Genomic DNA, 18921 nt, shown 5'->3' with positions numbered 1-18921 from the left:
CGAGGTGACCGAACGTGAAAAGGGAGGCGGTGATGTCCGATTCGTCTGACGTGATCATCGGCGTCGATGCGGGCACCTCCGTGATCAAGGCCGTCGCCTTCGATCTTGCAGGGCGCCAACTGGCCGCCTCATCGGTGCGCAACAGGTACACAATGGGCGCCGATGGCTCTGCGACCCAGTCCCTGCCTCAGACATGGGCCGATTGTGCCGCCGCCCTTCGTGGCCTGGCCGAAAAGATGCCCGGGTTGGCACCGCGAACCGCCGCACTCGCCCTGACCGGCCAGGGTGACGGCACCTGGCTGGCAGGCAAGGGCAACGCAGCAGTGACTGACGCCTGGCTCTGGCTGGACGCGCGGGCCGCGCCCACGGTCCGGCGGCTGTCAGCAAGTACAGACGAACGCGCGCGGTTCGAGGCGACGGGAACCGGGCTTAACACCTGTCAGCAGGGCAGCCAGCTTGCGCATATGGCTGCGACCTGCCCTGAGCTGCTGGACCGGGCCGAGGTGGCCCTGCACTGCAAGGACTGGCTGTTCCTCAACCTGACCGGCGTGCGCGCGACCGACCCTTCGGAAGCAAGCTTTACCTTCGGGGACTTCCGCAACCGGCGCTACAGCGACACGGTGATTTCTGCCCTCGGGCTGCAGGCGTACCGCCATCTTCTGCCAGAGATCATCGACGGCGCGCAGGAAACCCGCCCGCTGACCCCCGAGGCGGCAGAGGCCACGGGGCTGCTGGCCGGAACGCCGGTTTCGCTGGGCTATGTCGATATGGTCATGACCGCACTTGGCGCGGGTGTGCACACGGGCGACGCAGGCGCGGCCTGCTCCACGGTCGGGTCCACCGGCGTGCACATGCGCGCCGTGAACTCGGACCAGGTGCACCTGAACGCCGAAGGCACCGGGTATGTGATCTGTCTTCCGGTGCCCGACATGGTGACACAGGTGCAGACCAACATGGCCGCAACGCTGAACATCGACTGGGCGCTGGCCCTGGCCGAAGACCTGATCGGCGAGTTCGGCGAAAAGCCGACACATGCCGATCTTGTCGCCCGAATTGACGGCTGGATGGACAGGTCGCGCCCAGGCGCGCTGGTCTATCACCCCTATATCTCCGAGGCCGGAGAGCGCGGCCCCTTCGTCAATGCCGATGCGCGGGCAAGCCTTGTCGGGCTCAACGCCGCACACAGGTTTCCGGACGTGATCCGCGCCGTCGTCGAGGGGCTCGGGATGGCCGCGCGGGATTGCTATGCCGCGATGGGCGAGATGCCCAGCGAACTACGCCTGACCGGCGGCGCGGCACGATCTGCCGCCCTGCGCCGTGTCCTGGCGGCCTCGTTGAACACGCCCGTCCGCGTCTCTGCCCGCGAGGAAGCTGGCGCCGCGGGCTGTGCGATGATGGCTGCCGTGGCGATCGGCGCCTATGCCGACATGGACGCCTGCATCGCGCAATGGACAACCCCCCTGCTGGGCGGCTCCGAGGCGCCCGATCCGGGCCTCGTGCCCGTCTACGACACCCTGTTCACCACCTATCGCCAGGCACGCGACGGCCTTGCCCCCGTTTGGGACGGGCTGGCCGCGGCGCGTGCGGCTGAAGGAGCTTGAGAGATGACTGATATGTCCAAGGTCGACCTCTTCGTGATCGGCGGCGGTATCAACGGCGCGGGCATTGCCCGCGACGCCGCCGGCCGGGGCCTGAGCGTCGTGCTCTGTGAAAAGGACGACCTGGCCGAGGGCACCTCGTCCCGGTCCGGCAAACTGGTCCACGGTGGGTTGCGCTACCTTGAATACTACGAGTTCCGGCTGGTGCGCGAGGCACTGATCGAACGCGAAGTGCTGATGAAAAATGCGCCGCATATCATCTGGCCGATGCGCTTTGTCCTGCCGCACAGTCCCCAGGACCGGCCGGCCTGGCTGGTCCGGCTGGGTCTGTTTCTTTACGATCATCTGGGCGGGCGCAAGAAACTCCCGGGCACCCGGACGCTGGACTTGCGTCGCGACCCCGAAGGTGCGGCGATCAAGGACAAGTACACGCGCGGCTTCGAATACTCGGACTGCTGGGTCGATGACGCGCGGCTCGTGGTTTTGAACGCGGTCGATGCGGCGGAGCGCGGGGCCGAGGTACTGACACGCTCTCCCTGTATCTCGGCGCGGCGCGAAAACGGCGCCTGGCGGGTGACGACGAAAAACTCCGTCACCGGCGAGACACGGGAATTCGAGGCCAAGCTGCTGGTCAATGCCGCCGGACCCTGGGTGACGGACGTGGTGACCCGTGTGGCCGGATCGAACAGCGCGCGCAACGTGCGGCTGGTCAAGGGCAGCCACATCATCGTGCCAAAGTTCTGGAAAGGAGAGAATGCCTACCTGGTCCAGAACCACGACAAGCGCGTGATCTTCATCAACCCTTACGAGCGCGACAAGGCGCTGATCGGCACCACCGACATCGCCTACGATGGCCGCGCCGAAGATGTGACCGCCGACGAGAGCGAGGTGCAGTACCTGATCGACGCGGTGAACCGCTACTTCAAGGAAGAGCTGACCCGCGACGACGTCGAAACCACCTTTTCCGGGGTGCGGCCGCTGTTCGACGATGGACAGGGCAACCCCTCGGCCGTGACGCGCGACTATGTCTTTGACGTGGACGAGACCGGCGGCGCGCCCCTGCTGAACATCTTTGGCGGCAAGATCACCACCTTCCGCGAGCTGGCGGAGCGCGGGATGCACAAGATCGAGAAGTTCTTTCCCAAGATGGGCAAGGACTGGACCGAAAACGCCCCCCTGCCCGGCGGCGATCTTCAGGGCGCCGACTACGAGCTGTTCCGCAACACGATGAAACAGGAATACCCCTGGATGCCGCGCGAATTGCGCCGTCACTACGGGCGCTGCTACGGCAGCCGGGTGCGCCAGATCGCGGGCGATGCGACCTCGCTGGAGGGGCTGGGGCGGCACTTTGGCGGCCAACTCTACGAGGCCGAGGTGACTTATCTGGTGAACCACGAATGGGCGCAGACCGCCGAGGACATCCTGTGGCGGCGGACAAAACACCGCCTGCACATGACCGAGGCGGAACAAGCGGCCTTTGCCAAGTGGTTCGATGCCCGGCAGGAGGCCGCGTGACATGGCGCTGACCCTTTCGCTGAACACCAACCCGCTGGTGAACCGCTTTGCCGAGCCGGACGACCTGATCGACGCCATCGCGCGCGACATCCGGATCCGCGACATCCAGCTGACGCATGAATTCATCAATCCCGGCTGGCCCGCGCCGGTGATCCGGCGGCTGACCCGGCAGATGGGCGCCGCACTGACGCGCACCGGCGCCCGCGTGACCAGCGGCATGACCGGCCCTTACGGACGGCTCAACCATTTTGGCCATCCCGACCGCGACGTGCGGCGCTACTACGTCGACTGGTTCAAGACATTTGCCGACATCATCGGTGATCTGGGCGGCACCTCTGTCGGGACACAATTCGCGATCTTCACCTTTCGGGACTACGACGACCCCGCCCGGCGCGAAGAGCTGTTGCAGATCGCCATCGACTGCTGGGCCGAGGTGGCGGAGCACGCGAAGGCCGCCGGTCTGGACTACGTCTTCTGGGAGCCGATGAGCGTTGGCCGCGAATTCGGCGAGACCATCGCAGAATGCATCAAGCTGCAGGACCGACTGAGTGCGGCGAACATGGCTGTCCCGATGTGGATGATGGCCGACATCGACCACGGCGACGTGACCTCGCCCAATCCGGATGACACAGATCCCTACGCCTGGGCACGCGCGGTGCCGAAGGTCAGCCCGATCATCCACATCAAGCAGTCGATGATGGACAAGTCCGGCCACCGCCCCTTTACCTCCGAATTCAACGCGAAAGGGGCGATTCAGCCCGACCCGCTGCTCAAGGCCCTTGCCGAAGGCGGCGCCGTGGACAACGAGATCTGCCTTGAACTGTCCTTCAAGGAACGCGAGCCGAACGACCGCCAGGTGATCCCCCAGATTGCCGAAAGCGTGGCCTTTTGGGCGCCACATATCGACAGCGGGGTGAATGACCTGAATGTCTGATCGGGGTCGCCGATATCGCGAACCTGTCGCAAAGGCGCTTGCCTTTTCCGCCGCTTGGCGCCAAACCTTGCCGCGTTCTCAGGGCGGGGTGCAATTCCCCACCGGCGGTGATAGCCCGCGAGCGCCTTTCGGCGAAATCCGGAAGGGTCCAGCAGACACCGGTGAAATTCCGGGGCCGACGGTAACAGTCCGGATGAAAGAGAACCAGCCGACGGGCCGTCCGGCCTGCGCGGATGGCATCGCCTTGGGACCATTTGTGAAACGCAAAGGATGGTTCCATGTCTGAAACATTGAAAATCGCCTTCATCAAGGCCCGCTGGCACGCCGATATCGTCGACAATGCGCTGGTCGGGTTCGAAAAACGGATCGCCGAGGCCGGCGCGTCCGCCGAGGTCACGCCCTTTGACGTGCCCGGCGCCTTCGAGATGCCGCTCCTGGCCAAGAAGCTGGGGCAGAGCGACAAGTACGACGCCGTTGTCTGCGCCGCGCTCGTGGTCGATGGCGGGATCTACCGCCATGACTTCGTCGCCCAGGCCGTGGTTGACGGGTTGATGCAGGCGCAGCTTGAAACCGGCGTCCCGACCTTCTCGGTCTCGCTGACACCGCATCACTTCCAACCGACCGAGGAACATGTCGGCTTCTTCCGCGACCACTTCGTCAAGAAGGGCGCCGAGGCGGCGGATGCGGTCCTGATGATTGCCAAGCTGGAGGTCTGAGCCATGTCCCTGCCCGCTTTCTCCTTTGCCACGGCCACGCAAATCCGCTTTGGCCGGGGAGAGGCCGGGCGGGCAGTGCCCGACCTGGCCGCCCGCGGACAGCGCGTGCTGCTGGTTCAGGGCGGCACCCCGGCGCGGGCCGACTGGCTGTGCGCCGCGCTCGAGGCCGAGGGATGTTCCGTCGACCGCCTGAGTGTCTCGGCGGAACCCGATCTGGCGATGATCAAGGCCGGCGTGGCCGCAGCCCGCGACGGCGGGGCCCAGATGGTCGTCGCCCTTGGCGGCGGCGCGGTCATCGACGCGGGCAAGGCCATCGCCGCGCTTGTTCCCGCGACGCGTCCGCTGCTGGATCACCTGGAGGTGGTCGGCAGGGGCCTGCCGTTGGACGCCGCTCCCCTGCCCTTTGCCGCCATTCCGACCACTGCCGGAACCGGCGCCGAGGTCACCCGCAACGCGGTGATCGCCGTGCCCGAGGCGCAGCGCAAGGTCAGCCTGAGGGACGCACGCATGTTGCCCTGGATGGCGATTGTCGACCCCTCGCTGACGGACAACTGCCCGCGCGGCGTGACCCTGGCCTCGGGGCTGGATGCGGTGACGCAGGTGATCGAACCCTATGTCTGCACCCGGGCCAACCCGATGACCGATGCCCTGTGCCGCCCCGCGATCTCCTCGGGACTGTCGGCATTGGTGACGCTGATGCAGGAGGAGGACCCCGACGCGCGGGACCAGATCGCCTTGACCAGCCTGTTTGGCGGACTTGCGCTGGCCAACGCGGGACTGGGGGCCGTGCATGGCCTGGCCGGTCCGCTAGGCGGCCTGTCCGGCGCCGCACACGGCGCGATCTGCGGCATCCTGCTGCCCCATGTGCTTGAAGAAAACGCGGCCCGCGCGACAGGCGATGCCGCCCGTCGCCTTGCCGCCCTGCGCGATGACCTGGGCCAGGTTCTGGGCACAGAGCCCGCGCAGGCCTTTGCCGGGCTGGCGGAATGGTCACGACGGGCCGGGCTGCCGGGTCTCGACGCCCAGGGTGTGAACCGGGAACATAGGGCCGAGGCCGCCCGGATGGCAGCCAGCTCATCGTCGATGAAAGCCAACCCCGTTCCCCTTGATGCCGAGGCGCTGACCGGGATCATGGAGCGAGCGCGGTAGACGCCGCAGTGTGGAGGACATGAGATGGCGAAAGATCGGATGTCGGGCGATGCCGAGCATTCCTTGGCGATCCGCGCCGCATGGCTGCACTATGTCGGCGGCATGCGGCAGGCCGAAGTGGCCAAGCGGCTGGGCGTGCAATCGGTCAAGGCGCATCGCCTGATCGCCCGCGCGGTGGCCGAGGGCGCCGTCAAGGTCAGCATCGAAGGCAACATCATCGACTGCTTCGAACTCGAGCAAGCGCTTTGCCTGCGCTACGGGCTCTCCACTTGCGAGGTCGCGCCCGATCTGGACGAGGAGGACATACCGCTGCGAGCGCTTGGCGCCGCCGGGGCTTCCTGGCTGCGGCGTTGCCTGGAAAATGGCGAGGATCAGACCATCGCGCTCAGCCACGGCCGCACGTTGACCGCTGCCGTCCGGACCATGCCGCACATGTCTCTGCCAAATCAGCGTTTCGTCTCTCTTCTGGGGGGCCTCACGCGAAACTTCGCCGCCAATCCCCACGATGTCATGCACCTTTTGGCCGAAAAGACCGGGGCGCAGGCCTACGTGATGCCGGTGCCCTTCTTCGCCAATTCCGCAGAGGATCGAACGGTTCTGCTGGCACAACGCGGGATATCGGAGGTTCTGCAAATGGCCGAGGCGGCACCTCTCAAGCTCGTCGGGGTCGGCACTGCATCCTATGACGCGCAACTTGTCGTCGCCGGGTTGATCCAGTCGAGCGAGATAGAAGCGATATCGGCGGAGGGCGGTTGCGGTGAAATCCTGGGGCATTTCTTCGATGCCGAGGGCAATATCCTCGACACGCCCCTGACCAAGCGAACCATTGCAGCGTCGCTGGGCGACGGAAAGGACCGCAAGGATCGCATCATCGCGCTGGCGGGCGGGCCGCACAAGGTTGGCGCGATCCGCGCCGTACTGAACAGCGGTCGGCTGTCCGGCCTCATCACCGACGAACGCACCGCCAGAACCCTGATGGAGGGATAGGCAGGCCCGCCGCGACTGCGCCGGACCCGCCAAAAGGACTCACAGGATCGACTGTCCGGTCGCGGCCCAGTCCTTGGCGAACTGGTCCAGGCCCTTGTCGGTCAGCGCATGTGCCGCCAGCCCCTTGATGACGCCCGGCGGGATCGTCGCCACGTCCGCGCCCGCGATGGCAGCCTCCTTGACGTGATTGGCCGAACGGATCGAGGCGGCCAGGATTTCCGTCTTGAAGCCGTAGTTGTCAAAGATGGTACGGATCTCGTGGATCAGTTCCATCCCGTCGATGTTCAGGTCGTCCAGCCGTCCGACAAAGGGCGAGATATAGGTCGCGCCCGCCTTGGCCGCCAGCAGCGCCTGGTTGGCCGCAAAGCAAAGCGTGACATTGGTCTTGATGCCCTTAGACGTGAAGTGACGGCAGGCCTTCAGCCCGTCCAAGGTCAGCGGCAGCTTGATCACCACGTTATCGGCGATCTTTGCCAGGTGCTCGCCCTCGGCGACCATCCCGTCGAAGTCCATTGCCGCGACCTCGGCCGAAACCGGTCCGGCCACGACGTTGCAGATTTCCGCGATGACTTCTTTGAAGTCGCGCCCCGACTTGGCGATCAGCGAGGGGTTCGTCGTCACGCCATCCAAGAGCCCGTAGTCGTTCAGCTCCTTGATGTCGTCGGTATTGGCTGTGTCCACGAAGAATTTCATAGCTCGGTCTCCTTTCGGGGGATCAATAGGCCATGGCCATGTCGGACAGCGAGCGCGTGCGGATGCGCTCGGCCTGACCTGCGGTGCCGAAGGCCTCGAATTTCTCGATGCATTGCGCCTTCATGCCGTCCATGGCCGGTTTCAGGTACTTGCGGGGGTCGAACTCGGCGGGGGCGCTCATCAGGGTCTTGCGGATCGCCGCCGTGGCCGCCAGCCGCAGGTCGGTGTCGATGTTGACCTTGCGCACGCCGTGGCGGATGCCGCGCCGGATCTCGTCCAGGGGCACGCCCCAGGTCGGCTTGATCTCGCCGCCGTACTCGTTGATCAGCAGGCGCAACTCCTCGGGCACCGAGGAGGATCCATGCATCACCAGGTGAGTGTTGGGCAGGCGCTGGTGGATTGCCTCGATCACCTCCATCGCCAGCACGTCCCCATCGGGTTGGCGGGTGAACTTGTAGGCGCCGTGACTGGTGCCCATCGCCACCGCCAGCGCGTCGACGCCGGTATCGGCCACGAAACGTTCTGCTTCTTCGGGATCAGTCAGCAGCTGGTCCTGCGACAGGGTGCCCGTCGCGCCATGCCCGTCTTCCTGGTCGCCCTGCCCGGTCTCCAGCGAGCCCAGAACTCCCAGCTCCCCCTCGACCGACACACCGGCGGCATGGGCCATCTCAACCACCGCGCGGGTGATCCCCACGTTGTAGGCATAATCGGCAGGCGTGGTGCCGTCTTCCTTCAGCGACCCGTCCATCATGACAGAGGTGAACCCGTGCTGAATGGCGGTGACGCAGGTCGCCAAGGTATTGCCGTGGTCGAGGTGCATGCAGACCGGGATATGCGGGTAGATTTCCACCAGCGCGTCGATCAGCTTGGCCAGCACCGTGTCGTTGGCATAGCTGCGTGCGCCGCGACTGGCCTGCAGGATCACCGGCGACCCGGTTTCATTGGCCGCGGCCATGATCGCCAGCCCCTGTTCCATGTTGGACATGTTGAAGGCGGGCACGGCATAGCCGTTGTCCGCCGCGTGATCGAGCAGCTGGCGCAGGGTGATACGGGGCATCTGGGGCTCCTGTCAGTCGGAGGGGGAAAGGTAGTCGCAGAGCTTTGCCACCTCATCGCGGCTGCCAAAGATCAGCGGCACGCGATCATGCAGGTGGGCGGGCGACAGGTCGAGGATGGCTGTCCGCCCGTCAGTCGCCGTGCCGCCCGCCTGTTCGATCAGGTAGGCAATCGGGAAGGCCTCGTAGGCAAGCCGCAGAAAGCCGTCTTCGTTGCCCGGGCGGGTATCGCCAGGATACATGAACAGCCCGCCCCGGCGCAGGATACGGTGCAAGTCACCGACTGCGGCGGCGATCCAGCGCATGTTGAAATCCCGCCCGCGCGGCCCCTCGGCCCCGTGCAGCAGGTCCTCGGTATAGCGTTGCAGCCCCTCGGACCAGCGTCGCCGGTTCGAGGCATTGAAGGCCACGGTCGAGGTCTCGGGCTTGATCGTGACGGCGGTGGTATCGACGTGAAAGACCCCGGTCACCGGGTCCAGCGTGGCGATGTCGACACCCGCCCCGGTGCTGAAGCCGAAGTCGACCGAATGTCCAAAGGAGACATAGCAGGCAGCAATCATCTCGCGCCCCTTGCGCAGGAAACTGTCGCCCGCCGGGAAAATCGCAAAAAGCGCGCCAAGCGGTGCACCGATGCCAATGCTGCCGGAGCCGTCGATCGGGTCCATCGCCAGGTCGAATGCGCCGTCCGGGTCGATGGTCTCGACCTCCTCGGCCTCTTCGGACAGGACCCGCGCCACCGACATGCCGCGCAGCATCTCGATGAAATGGTCATGCGCGCCCATGTCCAGCGCCTTTTGCTTGTCGCCGGAATCGTTGGTGCCGATCACATGCGTCGGGTCGCCGGTCAGATGCCCCTGCGCCAGGCGTCTGGCCAGCGGCACGCTGGCCTCCGCGAGACGGTTCAGAAGTGCCGCCAGCGCGCCGCGCGCAGGGTCGTCGCCCGCCCAATCCGCCAGATGCGCGGTCAATGTGGGGGCGGTGACGGCCGTATCGCCGTCCAGTTTCAGGGGCGCCTGCATGGCCTCAGCCCTTCCCATTCAGCAATGCATCCGCCTTGGCGACGATGGCCTCGCGCGTGATGCCGAAACTGCGGTACAGATCTTCTGCCGGGCCGGAGGCCCCAAAGCCCCGCATGCCGATCACGTCCTCCTCGGAGGCGACATACCGGGTCCAGCCATAGGTGCTGGCTGCCTCGACGGCGATACTGGGCGCGGTGCCCAGAACCTCGGCGCGGTACTCTGCCGGTTGCGCCTCGAACAGCTCCCAGGACGGCATCGAGACGACGGCCACCCCCAAATCCCGTTCCGCCAGCGTCTCGGCAGCCTCGACCGCTAGGCTGACCTCCGTGCCCGTGGCCAGCAGGGTCAGGTCGCGCCCTGCACCGTAGCTGCGCAGGACATAGGCGCCCTTCGCGCTCAGGTTCTCGTCGCCGGCCTCCAGCCGCAATTGCGGCACGCCCTGCCGGCTGAGCGCCAGCAGCGAGGGGGTGCCGCGTGACCGGATGGCGATGTCCCAGCATTCCAGCGTCTCGACCGCGTCGGCGGGCCGGAAAGTATGGAGGTTCGGGATCGCGCGCAGCGAGGTCAGGTGCTCCACCGGCTGATGGGTCGGACCATCCTCACCCAGGCCGATGCTGTCGTGAGTCATGACATAGATCGTGCCAACCCCCATCAGCGCAGACAGCCGGATCGCGTTCCGGGCATAGTCCGAAAAGACAAGGAAGGTGCCGCCGTAGGGGATCAGACCACCGTGGGTGTTCATCCCGTTCATGGCCGCCGCCATGCCGAATTCTCGCACACCGTATCCAACGTAACGGCCGGGCTGCTGGCGCGAGAACTGACTGTCCACCGCCGGGACCCGGGTCAGGTTGGAACCGGTCAGGTCGGCCGAACCGCCGATCAGCTCTGGCAATGCGGGCGCCAGCGCCTCCAGCGCGACCTGGCTGGCCTTGCGGGTGGCGTTCTTTTGCGGTTCCGCAAAAAGCGCCGCGCGGGCCTGTGCCACCGCCGCGTCATATCCTCCGGGCAGCTCGCGCGTCATGCGGCGCGAGAACTCTGCCCGGTCGGGCGAGGCGGCAAGCCGGGCTTCCCACTCCTCGCGGGCAGCACTGCCCCGTGCCCCGATGGCCCGCCATTCGGCGACCAGCTCTGCGGGCACCTCGAAGGGGGCGGCCTCCCAGCCCAGTGCTGCCTTCGTGGCGGCGGCCTCTTCGGCGCCCAGCGGCGCACCGTGCGCCGAGGCCGTGCCCGCCTTTGACGGCGCGCCAAAACCGATGGTCGTCGTCATGGCGATCAGGGTCGGCTTGCCCGTTTCCGCCTTGGCATCTGCGATAGCGGTCGAAACGGCAGAAATATCATGCCCGTCACATTCCAGCACATGCCAGCCGCAAGCCCGCAGGCGCGCTGGCACATCCTCGGAAAACGACACCGAGGTCGGCCCGTCGATGGTAATCCGGTTGTCGTCGTAGAGAACGATCAGCTTGCCCAGCCCCAGGTGCCCGGCCAACGAGATCGCCTCCTGCCCGATGCCCTCTTGCAGACAGCCATCACCGAGGAACACATAGGTGTGGTGATCGACAAGGTCGGCACCGAACTCGGCGCCCAATGCGCGTTCGGCCATCGCCATGCCGACGGCACTGGCAATACCCTGCCCCAATGGCCCGGTCGTCGTCTCGATCCCCTTGGCATGGCCGTATTCCGGATGGCCCGCGGTGCGGGCGCCAAGCTGGCGGAAGTTGCGCAGCTCTTCGATGGTCATGTCGGCATAGCCGGTCAGGTGCAGCAGCGAATACAACAGCATCGACGCGTGGCCGTTGGACAGCACCACCCGGTCACGGTCCGGCCAGTCGGGGGCGGAGGCATCGAACTTCAGGTGATCGCGGAACAGCGCAGTGGCCGCATCCGCCATGCCCATCGGCGCGCCAGGATGACCCGATTTCGCAGCTTCGACCGCGTCGATCGAAAGCGCACGGATACAGTTCGCCAGGGCAAAGCCCCCGGGGTCCAGCGCAGCTTTGGCAGCAATCGCCTGCGGCATCGAATCTTTGGGCATCATGTCCTCCTGCGTTGCCCCGGTGTTACGCGAACCTGATAAAAATCACAACATGAAATCCCAAAATAACATAATTGACGGTAAATCTGTGATGTGAGATGTTACGTTCAGGAGGTGACCGGTGAAGAGAGACGACAGGCAACAGGCGATCATGGACCTGCTGGTCACGGACGGAGAGGTTGAGCTTGATGCGCTTGCCGATCGTTTCGCCGTGTCCCGCATGACCATCCATCGCGACCTCGACGACCTCGAAAGCGCGGGGCTCTTGCGCAAGATCCGCGGTGGCGCCACGATCCGCTCCGGCACCCAGTTCGAAAGCGATTTCCGCTTTCGCGAACGGCAGGGCGCACCGGCCAAGATGGCGATGGCCCGGGCCGCTCTGCGCCTGGTCGAGCCGGGCATGACGGTCATGATCAATGACGGTTCGATGGCCGCGATCCTGGGCCAGCAGCTTGCCGCGTGCCGTCCGCTGACCGTGATCACCAACAACGCGGCGGTGATGGACGCGCTGAGAGCAGAAGCCGGGGTCACGCTGATCGCCCTCGGCGGCGTCTATTCCGCCAAGTTCAACGCCTATCTCGGCAAGGTGACAGAGGATGCGCTGGCGCATCTGCGCGCCGACGTGGCCTTTATCTCCTCTCCCGCCGTATCGGGGCTGGAGGTGTTTCACATGGATGAAACCGTGGTCCGGTCAAAGCTGGCGATGATGCGGCAGGCGGCGTGCCGGGTGCTGCTGGTCAACCACAGCCGCTTTGGCAATGCCGCCCTGCACCGACTGGCCGCCCTGTCCGAGTTCGACCACATCATCACCGACCAGCCCCCCGCCCCCGAGGCCCGCGCGGCCCTGGAGCAGGCCGGGCTGCCCCTGACATTCGCAGACACCCAAGAGGCCGAGGCATGACACACCCGCAGTTCTGGATCGGAACCAGTTGGAAGATGAACAAGACGCTGGCAGAGGCACAGGCCTTTGCCTCCGCGCTGGCAGGGGCGGACGCGGATCGCGACCCGCGCATCCAACGCTTCGTCATCCCGCCCTTCACCGCCGTGCGCGAGGTCAAGCAGATCCTTGCGGACAGTTCGGTCAAGGTCGGCGCCCAGAACATGCACTGGGCCGACCAGGGCGCCTGGACCGGGGAGGTCTCTCCGCTCATGCTCACCGATTGCGGGCTGGACATCGTCGAACTGGGCCATTCCGAACGACGTGAACATTTCGGCGAGACCGACGAGACCGTGGGCCTCAAGACCGAGGCCGCCGTGCGCCATGGATTGATCCCGCTTATCTGCATTGGCGAGACCTTGGCCGAGCGCGAAGGGGGCCGTGCGCAAGAGGTGCTGGAAGCGCAGGTGCGCGGCGCCCTGGGCAAGCTGGACGACACCGGGAAAACCGCGCCGATCCTGCTGGCCTATGAACCCGTCTGGGCCATCGGAGAGAACGGCATCCCCGCCACATCGGACTATGCCGACGACCGGCAGGGTGAGATCATCGCAGTTGCCGAAGAGGTTCTGGGACGCCGCGTGTCCTGTCTCTACGGCGGGTCGGTCAACCCCGGCAATTGCGAGGAACTCATCCAGTGCCCGCATATCGACGGGCTTTTCATCGGGCGCTCTGCCTGGAATGTCGAGGGTTACCTCGACATCCTTGCCAGGTGCTCCACCGCCATCTGAACGAAAGGACACGATCCCATGAAGATTGCAGTTGCAGGCGACAGCGCAGGCGAAGAACTGGCAAAGGTCCTCGCCGACCACCTCAAGGACAAGCACGACGTCGCGGAAATCTCGCGCACCAGCGAAGGGCCGGACCCGTTCTATGCCAATCTCTCGGACCGCGTGGCCAGCGCCGTCATGGCAGGCGAATACGACCGCGCGATCCTGATCTGCGGCACCGGCATCGGTGTTGCCATGTCGGCCAACAAGATCCCCGGCATCCGCGCCGCGCAGTGCCATGACACCTATTCGGCGGGCAAGGCCTCGACCTCGAACAACGCGCAGATCATCACCATGGGCGCACGCGTGATCGGGGCGGAACTGGCCAAGGACATCGCCGATGCCTTCCTGTCGACCTCCTTCGACCCCGAGGGCCGCTCGGCCGGAAACGTGAAGGCGATCAACGAGGTCGACGCGAAATACAACAAGGCGTGATGCCGGCGCGCCCACGGGCGCCAAGCATGCACGCCACATCCGGAGCCCGGCCTTCCTCCCCCGGGCTCCGTCCTTTTCCCGGACAAACCCGAGGGGCATGACATGGACCGGATCCTGGCCATCGACAGCGGCCTTACCGTGACCAAGGCGGTGATCTTCGACCTGAAGGGAACGCAGCTGGCCGTCGTACGCCGCAACGTGACCCAGCTGAAACCCGCCCCACGCCGGGTCGAGCGGGACATGGACGACTTTTGGCGGCAGACCGCCTCGGCCATCCGCGACGTGCTCGAATCCAGCGGGACCGACCCGGCGCGCATCGTCGCCGTGGCTGCCACCGCACATGGCGACGGGATCTACCTGCTGGACAAGGCGGGCGCCCCGCTGGGGACCGGCATCCTGTCGCTGGACAGCCGCGCCTTTCGGATCGTAGAGGACTGGCAGGCCGACGGAACGGATCAGCGCGCGCTGGCCCTGACCGGACAGGTGCCGCATGTCTCGGCCCACTCCGCCCTGCTTGGCTGGATTCAACGGCACGAACCGGACCGCTATGCGCAGATCGGTCATGTCCTCGCCTGCAAAGACTGGCTGTGCTATTGCCTCAGCGGTCGCATCGGCACCGATCACACCGAGGCCAGTACCTCCTTCACCGACGTGCAATCACAGGTCTGGTCGCAAGAAGCCCTGGATCTCTTCGGCCTGGGCAAATTGCAGGATGCCCTGCCCCGCGCCGACCATTCCGCCAGCCTCGTCGGAGAGATCACGCAAGAGGCGGCAGAGGCAACCGGTCTGCGCCCCGGAACCCCCGTGGCGGCAGGTCTGCATGACGTGACCGCCTCGGCGCTGGGGGTCGGCGCGCATCGGCCCGGAGTCGTTGGGATCGTTGCGGGCACCTATTCGATCAACGAAAGCGTCTCGACCCAGCCGATCGTGGATGCGCGATGGTTCTGCCGCAATGCCATCGACGGGGGCCAGTGGAACAACATGTCGATCTCGCCCGCCTCGACCACGAATTACGATTGGTTCCTGGATACCTTCTGCGCCGTGGAGCGCGCGCAAGCCCGAGCCGAGGGCCAGGATATCCACGCCCTGCTGCGCCCCGAGATCGACGCGGCGCTGAGCCGCCCCTCCTCGATCCTCTATCACCCCTATCTCTTTGGCTCACCGATGGGTGCGGCGCCCAGCGCCGGTTTTCTGGGCCTGCGGGGCTGGCACGAACGTGGCGACCTGCTGGCCGCGCTGCTCGAAGGCGTGGCTTTCAACCACCGCGATCACGTCGATGCACTGCGGGACAGTTTCGGCGGCAGCGAGGCCCGGTTGACCGGCGGCGCCTCGCGCAACCCGTCGGTGGCACAGCTTTTTGCCGATGTTCTGGACATGCCCGTGACCGTCACCGACACGGACGAGGCCGCCGCCTGGGGCGCCGCACTTTGTGCCGGGGCCGCGGTGGGCGCCTTCGCGGGCTGGAACGCGGATCCGCGTGACCTGGCCGCGCTGGAAACCACCTATCTGCCCGCGCCCGAACGCGTCGCGCATTATGCACGGCGCTACGCCGTCTACCACGAGATTGCCGAAGACATGGGGGCGGCCTGGGATCGCCTGAACAGCCTCGAAACCCTTGCCCGGGGCAACACCGATGACTGACCCCGAGGCAGAAGAGTTTGACGTTCTGATCATCGGCGCCGGGGTGAATGGCGCCGGCGTGTTCCGCGATCTCTGCGCGCAGGGGCTGAAATGCATGATCGTCGACAAGGGCGATTTCGGGTCAGGCACCAGTGCGGCCCCGTCACGCCTGATCCACGGCGGGCTGAAATACCTCGAGACCGGGGAATTTCGCCTGGTCGCGGAATCCACCTATGAACGGAACCTGCTGCTGAAGAACGCGGCACACCTCGTCCGGCCCCTGCCCACCGTGATCCCGATCCAGTCCTGGACAAAGGGCGTCTGGGCCGCGCTACGCACCTTTTTCGGCTCCAAGACCGCGCCACGCAGCCGTGGGGCGCTGCTGATCAAGGCCGGGCTGGCGATCTACGACTTCTACGGTGCGAAAGCGCGCCAGATGCCCCGGCACAGCATGTTGGGCCGGGCGCGCGCCCTTGCCCAGATCCCGGCGTTGACACCCCGGATCGTCGCCGTGGGCACCTACTACGACGCCACCGTGACCGCCCCGGAACGGCTGGTGATGGAGCTGGCCTCTGACGGGGTCGCCCTGTCGCCCGCGTCAGAGGCACTGAACTGGACCGCCGTCGAGGGACACCGTGACGGCGCCGTGTCCCTGCGCGGGCCGCAGGGACAATCCCGTGTCGTTCGCCCGCGTTTCGTGGTCAATGCCGCGGGGCCCTGGATCGATCGCGCGAACGCAATTCTGGGGCTGGAGACCCGGCTGATCGGCGGCACAAAGGGTTCGCATATCCTGCTGGATCACCCCGACCTGCTGGATCAACTGGACGGGCGGATGATCTATTTCGAAGGGGACGACGGGCGCATCCTGCTGGTCTTTCCCTTTCACGGCAAGGCACTGGTCGGATCCACCGACATCCCGGCGAAAGACCCCGATGCCGCAGTCTGTACCGAGGCCGAGACCGACTATTTCATCCAGAGCCTGCGCGACCTGCTGCCCGGGCTTCACTTCGATCACGACCAGATCGTTTATGCCTACGCGGGCATTCGCCCCCTGCCCAACTCCGAGGGCGTGGCCCCGGGGCTCATCAGCCGCGACCATTCCGCTCCGCTGGAGCCGGCGACATCACGGCGCGCCTTTCCGGTCATGTCCCTGGTGGGCGGCAAATGGACCACCTTCCGCGCTTTTTCGGCAGAGGTCAGCGACCGGATCCTAGCCGAGCTTGGCAAGCCGCGACAGCAAACGACCGACGACCTGCCCATCGGCGGCGGGCGGGACATGCCCCGGACAGAGGACGCGCGCCGGGACTGGATCGCAGACGTAGCGGCAGAAACCGCCGTTGCACCGGACCGGTTGGCCGTGCTGCTGGAACGCTACGGGACCACCGCACGCCAGATCGCCGCGCATGAGGGCGTCGAGGCCACCGCCCTGCCCGACGCGCCGGACCACTCCGACCGCGAGATCGACTGGATCGCACGGCACGAGTCGGTCCAGCACCTGTCCGACATCCTGTTGCGCCGCACATCGCTGGCCATCAGTGGTCGCCTGACACCCGCCCTGTGCCGCGCGGTCGCAGAGATTGCGGGCGGCGCCCTGGGCTGGGGCCCTGACCGGACGCAGCAGGAACTGGCGGATCTGGCGACCCTCCTGTCCGAAAGGCATGGCGTTCACCTCGACTTGCGCTAGCCTGCGCCGACAGGGAGGCCGCATCATGTCGCAGAAGCACCGCAAGCTGATCAACGATCCCGACCACCTGATCGAGGACCTCGTGGCCGGCATGGTCTCGGCCCATCCCGACCTCATCTGCGTCGAAGGCGATACCGGCCGGGCCATCGTCGCGCTGAACGGCCCGCGCGACGGCAAGGTCGGTATCGTCATCGGGGGTGGCTCGGGTCACGAACCTGCCTTCGCGGGCTATGTGGGCAAGGGGCTGGCCGATGCGGCCCCCCTTGGCAACATCTTTGCCTCTCCCTCACCGAAGCAGATCATGGACGCGGGATTTGCCGCCGATGGCGGCGCGGGGGTGCTGTTCCTCTACGGCAATTACACCGGGGACGTGATGAATTTCGGCATGGCCGAAGAGGGACTGGCAGAACACGGGATCACCGCGCGCTCTTTCCTCGTGACCGATGACATCGCCTCTGCCCCGCCGGACCGGGCAGAAGAGCGTCGCGGGATCGCCGGGGATTTCTTTGTCTTCAAGGTCGCCGGGGCGGCGGCGGATCTTGGCCTGCCATTTGATGCCGTCGAACGGGCCGCCGCGCGCGCGAACGCGGCCACGCGAACGATGGGCGTGGCGCTCTCTGCCTGCATCCTGCCCCAGACCGGGCGCCCCAATTTCGACCTGCCCGTGGGCGAGATGGAGATCGGCATGGGCATCCACGGCGAGCCGGGCATCGAACGCGGTCCTGCCGAGGGGGCAGACGCCGTCGTGGACCGCCTGCTGCCGCCGATCCTTGATGAATTGGCCTGCACGGCGGGCGACCGGGTTGCCGTGCTGGTCAACGGGCTGGGCTCGACCAGCCTGATGGAGCTTTACCTGCTGCATCGGCGTGTCGCGCACCTGCTGGACGACCGACAGATAACCATTCACCACAGCTGGGTCGGCGAATACTGCACCTCGCTGGACATGGAAGGCGCCTCGATCACGCTGATGAAGCTGGACGCAGAGCTGCAGGAATGGCTTGACCATCCCTGCGAGACACCCGCCCTGCGCGTCGGCAAACCCGATGTGACCCGCACCGCCCGCCCGCGCAGGCATAGACACAGGGCCGATCGCGTGGCGGACGCCAGAGATCGTGCCAACCTGCGCACCGATGGCGACGTCACCCCGGCAGAGTTTCGCGCCATGATGCGGGCGGGGGCCGAGGCGATCTTTGCGGCGGTTGACCGGCTTTGCGCGCTCGACGGAGAAATCGGCGATGGCGATCACGGCATCACGATGGAACTCGGCTGGAAGGCCGTGCTGGACGCGATGGACGACGCCGATCGCGACATGACCATCACCGGCCTCTGCGAAGTGATCGCCAACAGCTTTCTTTCTGCCGTCGGCGCCTCAGCCGGGCCGCTCTATGCCTCGGGCTTTGGCGCGGCCGGACGGGCTGTCTCCGACCGCTGGGCGCTGGATGCCGGGGCGCTGGCCGCCTGGCTGGATGGCATGGCGCAGGGCATCGCGGGACGTGGTGGCGCGACACTTGGCGACAAGACCATGCTGGACGCCTGGCTGCCCGCCACAGAGGCGGCAAAGCTTGCGACCAACGAGGGGGCCTCATTGCGCGAAACGCTGGAACGCGCCCGCGACGCAGCCCGACGTGGCGCAGAGGCCACCGCGCAGATGCAAAGCGCCAAGGGCCGGTCCCGGAAACTGGGCGAGCGGTCCATCGGCCATGTCGACCCGGGCGCGGACTCGGCCGCTTTGCTGCTGGCCGCCTGGGCGGATGCGCTGTAGCACCGGACCGACCGTTGA

The 18921-nt window shown here is 66.2% G+C and carries 16 protein-coding genes and 1 riboswitch; of the genes, 12 read left to right on the top strand and 4 right to left on the bottom strand.

Annotation, left to right across the window (positions count from 1 at the left end):
• The first annotated feature begins 32 nt into the window (after positions 1-32).
• The 6 genes from RBB42_RS10960 to RBB42_RS10935 all read left to right on the top strand — a co-directional run bounded on the left by RBB42_RS10960 (position 33) and on the right by RBB42_RS10935 (position 6899).
• Positions 33-1601: an FGGY-family carbohydrate kinase gene (locus tag RBB42_RS10960; protein ID WP_305967749.1), complete on the top strand. Its 1569-nt coding sequence runs from the start codon at positions 33-35 to the stop codon at positions 1599-1601.
• 3 nt (positions 1602-1604) lie between these two features.
• Positions 1605-3113: a glycerol-3-phosphate dehydrogenase gene (locus RBB42_RS10955; protein WP_371931723.1), complete on the top strand. Its 1509-nt coding sequence runs from the start codon at positions 1605-1607 to the stop codon at positions 3111-3113.
• Position 3114: 1 nt separating this feature from the next.
• Positions 3115-4047 carry a sugar phosphate isomerase/epimerase family protein gene (locus tag RBB42_RS10950; protein ID WP_305967748.1) on the top strand — a complete coding sequence of 311 codons (933 nt, stop codon included), beginning with the start codon at positions 3115-3117 and terminating at the stop codon, positions 4045-4047.
• 70 nt (positions 4048-4117) lie between these two features.
• Positions 4118-4256: riboswitch (FMN riboswitch) on the top strand.
• Positions 4257-4325: 69 nt separating this feature from the next.
• Entirely contained in the window at positions 4326-4763 is a 438-nt protein-coding gene (locus RBB42_RS10945; protein ID WP_305967747.1) for a 6,7-dimethyl-8-ribityllumazine synthase, read from the top strand.
• Between the two features lie 9 nt (positions 4764-4772).
• Entirely contained in the window at positions 4773-5912 is a 1140-nt protein-coding gene (locus tag RBB42_RS10940; protein WP_371931725.1) for an iron-containing alcohol dehydrogenase, read from the top strand.
• A 24-nt stretch (positions 5913-5936) separates the two neighbouring features.
• On the top strand, positions 5937-6899 hold the full coding sequence (locus RBB42_RS10935) for a sugar-binding transcriptional regulator (protein ID WP_305967745.1): 963 nt from the start codon (positions 5937-5939) through the stop codon (positions 6897-6899).
• A gap of 39 nt (positions 6900-6938) precedes the next feature.
• Here the strand turns inward: RBB42_RS10935 and fsa are convergent, their stop codons facing one another.
• Genes fsa through tkt form a run of 4 tightly spaced genes read right to left on the bottom strand, consistent with a single transcriptional unit; the run spans position 6939 to position 11683 of the window.
• Positions 6939-7592: a fructose-6-phosphate aldolase gene (gene fsa / locus RBB42_RS10930; protein ID WP_305967744.1), complete on the bottom strand. Its 654-nt coding sequence runs from the start codon at positions 7590-7592 to the stop codon at positions 6939-6941.
• Positions 7593-7614: 22 nt separating this feature from the next.
• Positions 7615-8649 (bottom strand): class II fructose-bisphosphate aldolase, encoded by a 1035-nt coding sequence (gene fba / locus RBB42_RS10925; protein ID WP_305967743.1) that lies wholly within the window; start codon positions 8647-8649, stop codon positions 7615-7617.
• Positions 8650-8661: 12 nt separating this feature from the next.
• Complete coding sequence (locus tag RBB42_RS10920; RefSeq protein WP_305967742.1) at positions 8662-9666, bottom strand: class 1 fructose-bisphosphatase; 1005 nt, start codon at positions 9664-9666, stop codon at positions 8662-8664.
• A 4-nt stretch (positions 9667-9670) separates the two neighbouring features.
• Positions 9671-11683: a transketolase gene (gene tkt, locus RBB42_RS10915; protein WP_305967832.1), complete on the bottom strand. Its 2013-nt coding sequence runs from the start codon at positions 11681-11683 to the stop codon at positions 9671-9673.
• Positions 11684-11819: 136 nt separating this feature from the next.
• Between tkt and RBB42_RS10910 the strand changes: the two genes are divergently transcribed.
• The 6 genes from RBB42_RS10910 to dhaL all read left to right on the top strand — a co-directional run bounded on the left by RBB42_RS10910 (position 11820) and on the right by dhaL (position 18903).
• Complete coding sequence (locus RBB42_RS10910) at positions 11820-12599, top strand: DeoR/GlpR family DNA-binding transcription regulator (RefSeq protein ID WP_305967741.1); 780 nt, start codon at positions 11820-11822, stop codon at positions 12597-12599.
• Positions 12596-13363, top strand: a complete 768-nt coding sequence (locus tag RBB42_RS10905; protein WP_305967740.1) for a triose-phosphate isomerase — start codon at positions 12596-12598, stop codon at positions 13361-13363. The genes RBB42_RS10910 and RBB42_RS10905 overlap by 4 nt, the downstream gene beginning before the upstream one ends.
• A gap of 18 nt (positions 13364-13381) precedes the next feature.
• Entirely contained in the window at positions 13382-13837 is a 456-nt protein-coding gene (gene derI, locus RBB42_RS10900; RefSeq protein ID WP_305967739.1) for a D-erythrulose-4-phosphate isomerase, read from the top strand.
• 102 nt (positions 13838-13939) lie between these two features.
• The gene (locus RBB42_RS10895; protein WP_305967738.1) at positions 13940-15478 is read left to right on the top strand and encodes an FGGY-family carbohydrate kinase; all 1539 of its coding nucleotides are present in this window, start codon (positions 13940-13942) and stop codon (positions 15476-15478) included.
• Complete coding sequence (locus RBB42_RS10890) at positions 15471-17141, top strand: glycerol-3-phosphate dehydrogenase/oxidase (protein ID WP_305967737.1); 1671 nt, start codon at positions 15471-15473, stop codon at positions 17139-17141. The genes RBB42_RS10895 and RBB42_RS10890 overlap by 8 nt, the downstream gene beginning before the upstream one ends.
• A gap of 25 nt (positions 17142-17166) precedes the next feature.
• Positions 17167-18903 carry a dihydroxyacetone kinase subunit DhaL gene (gene dhaL / locus RBB42_RS10885; RefSeq protein ID WP_305967736.1) on the top strand — a complete coding sequence of 579 codons (1737 nt, stop codon included), beginning with the start codon at positions 17167-17169 and terminating at the stop codon, positions 18901-18903.
• The last annotated feature ends 18 nt before the right edge of the window (positions 18904-18921 follow it).

It is taken from the genome of Mameliella sp. MMSF_3455 (genome assembly GCF_030733205.1).
In the GTDB taxonomy this organism is placed as follows: domain Bacteria; phylum Pseudomonadota; class Alphaproteobacteria; order Rhodobacterales; family Rhodobacteraceae; genus Antarctobacter.
Note: the sequence above shows the minus strand (reverse complement) of the source record. Positions and strands in the feature narration are given on the sequence as shown.

Bases quoted from the DNA above. Each gene is read 5' to 3' on its own strand.
- RBB42_RS10945 (WP_305967747.1), top strand. From the start codon at position 4,326: ATGTCTGAAACATTGAAAATCGCCTTCATCAAGGCCCGCTGGCACGCC.
- RBB42_RS10935 (WP_305967745.1), top strand. From the start codon at position 5,937: ATGGCGAAAGATCGGATGTCGGGCGATGCCGAGCATTCCTTGGCGATC.
- RBB42_RS10890 (WP_305967737.1), top strand. From the start codon at position 15,471: ATGACTGACCCCGAGGCAGAAGAGTTTGACGTTCTGATCATCGGCGCC.
- RBB42_RS10920 (WP_305967742.1), bottom strand. From the start codon at position 9,666: ATGCAGGCGCCCCTGAAACTGGACGGCGATACGGCCGTCACCGCCCCC.
- fsa (WP_305967744.1), bottom strand. From the start codon at position 7,592: ATGAAATTCTTCGTGGACACAGCCAATACCGACGACATCAAGGAGCTG.
- RBB42_RS10905 (WP_305967740.1), top strand. From the start codon at position 12,596: ATGACACACCCGCAGTTCTGGATCGGAACCAGTTGGAAGATGAACAAG.
- RBB42_RS10895 (WP_305967738.1), top strand. From the start codon at position 13,940: ATGGACCGGATCCTGGCCATCGACAGCGGCCTTACCGTGACCAAGGCG.
- dhaL (WP_305967736.1), top strand. From the start codon at position 17,167: ATGTCGCAGAAGCACCGCAAGCTGATCAACGATCCCGACCACCTGATC.
- RBB42_RS10960 (WP_305967749.1), top strand. From the start codon at position 33: ATGTCCGATTCGTCTGACGTGATCATCGGCGTCGATGCGGGCACCTCC.
- RBB42_RS10955 (WP_371931723.1), top strand. From the start codon at position 1,605: ATGACTGATATGTCCAAGGTCGACCTCTTCGTGATCGGCGGCGGTATC.
- RBB42_RS10950 (WP_305967748.1), top strand. From the start codon at position 3,115: ATGGCGCTGACCCTTTCGCTGAACACCAACCCGCTGGTGAACCGCTTT.
- tkt (WP_305967832.1), bottom strand. From the start codon at position 11,683: ATGCCGCAGGCGATTGCTGCCAAAGCTGCGCTGGACCCCGGGGGCTTT.
- fba (WP_305967743.1), bottom strand. From the start codon at position 8,649: ATGCCCCGTATCACCCTGCGCCAGCTGCTCGATCACGCGGCGGACAAC.
- derI (WP_305967739.1), top strand. From the start codon at position 13,382: ATGAAGATTGCAGTTGCAGGCGACAGCGCAGGCGAAGAACTGGCAAAG.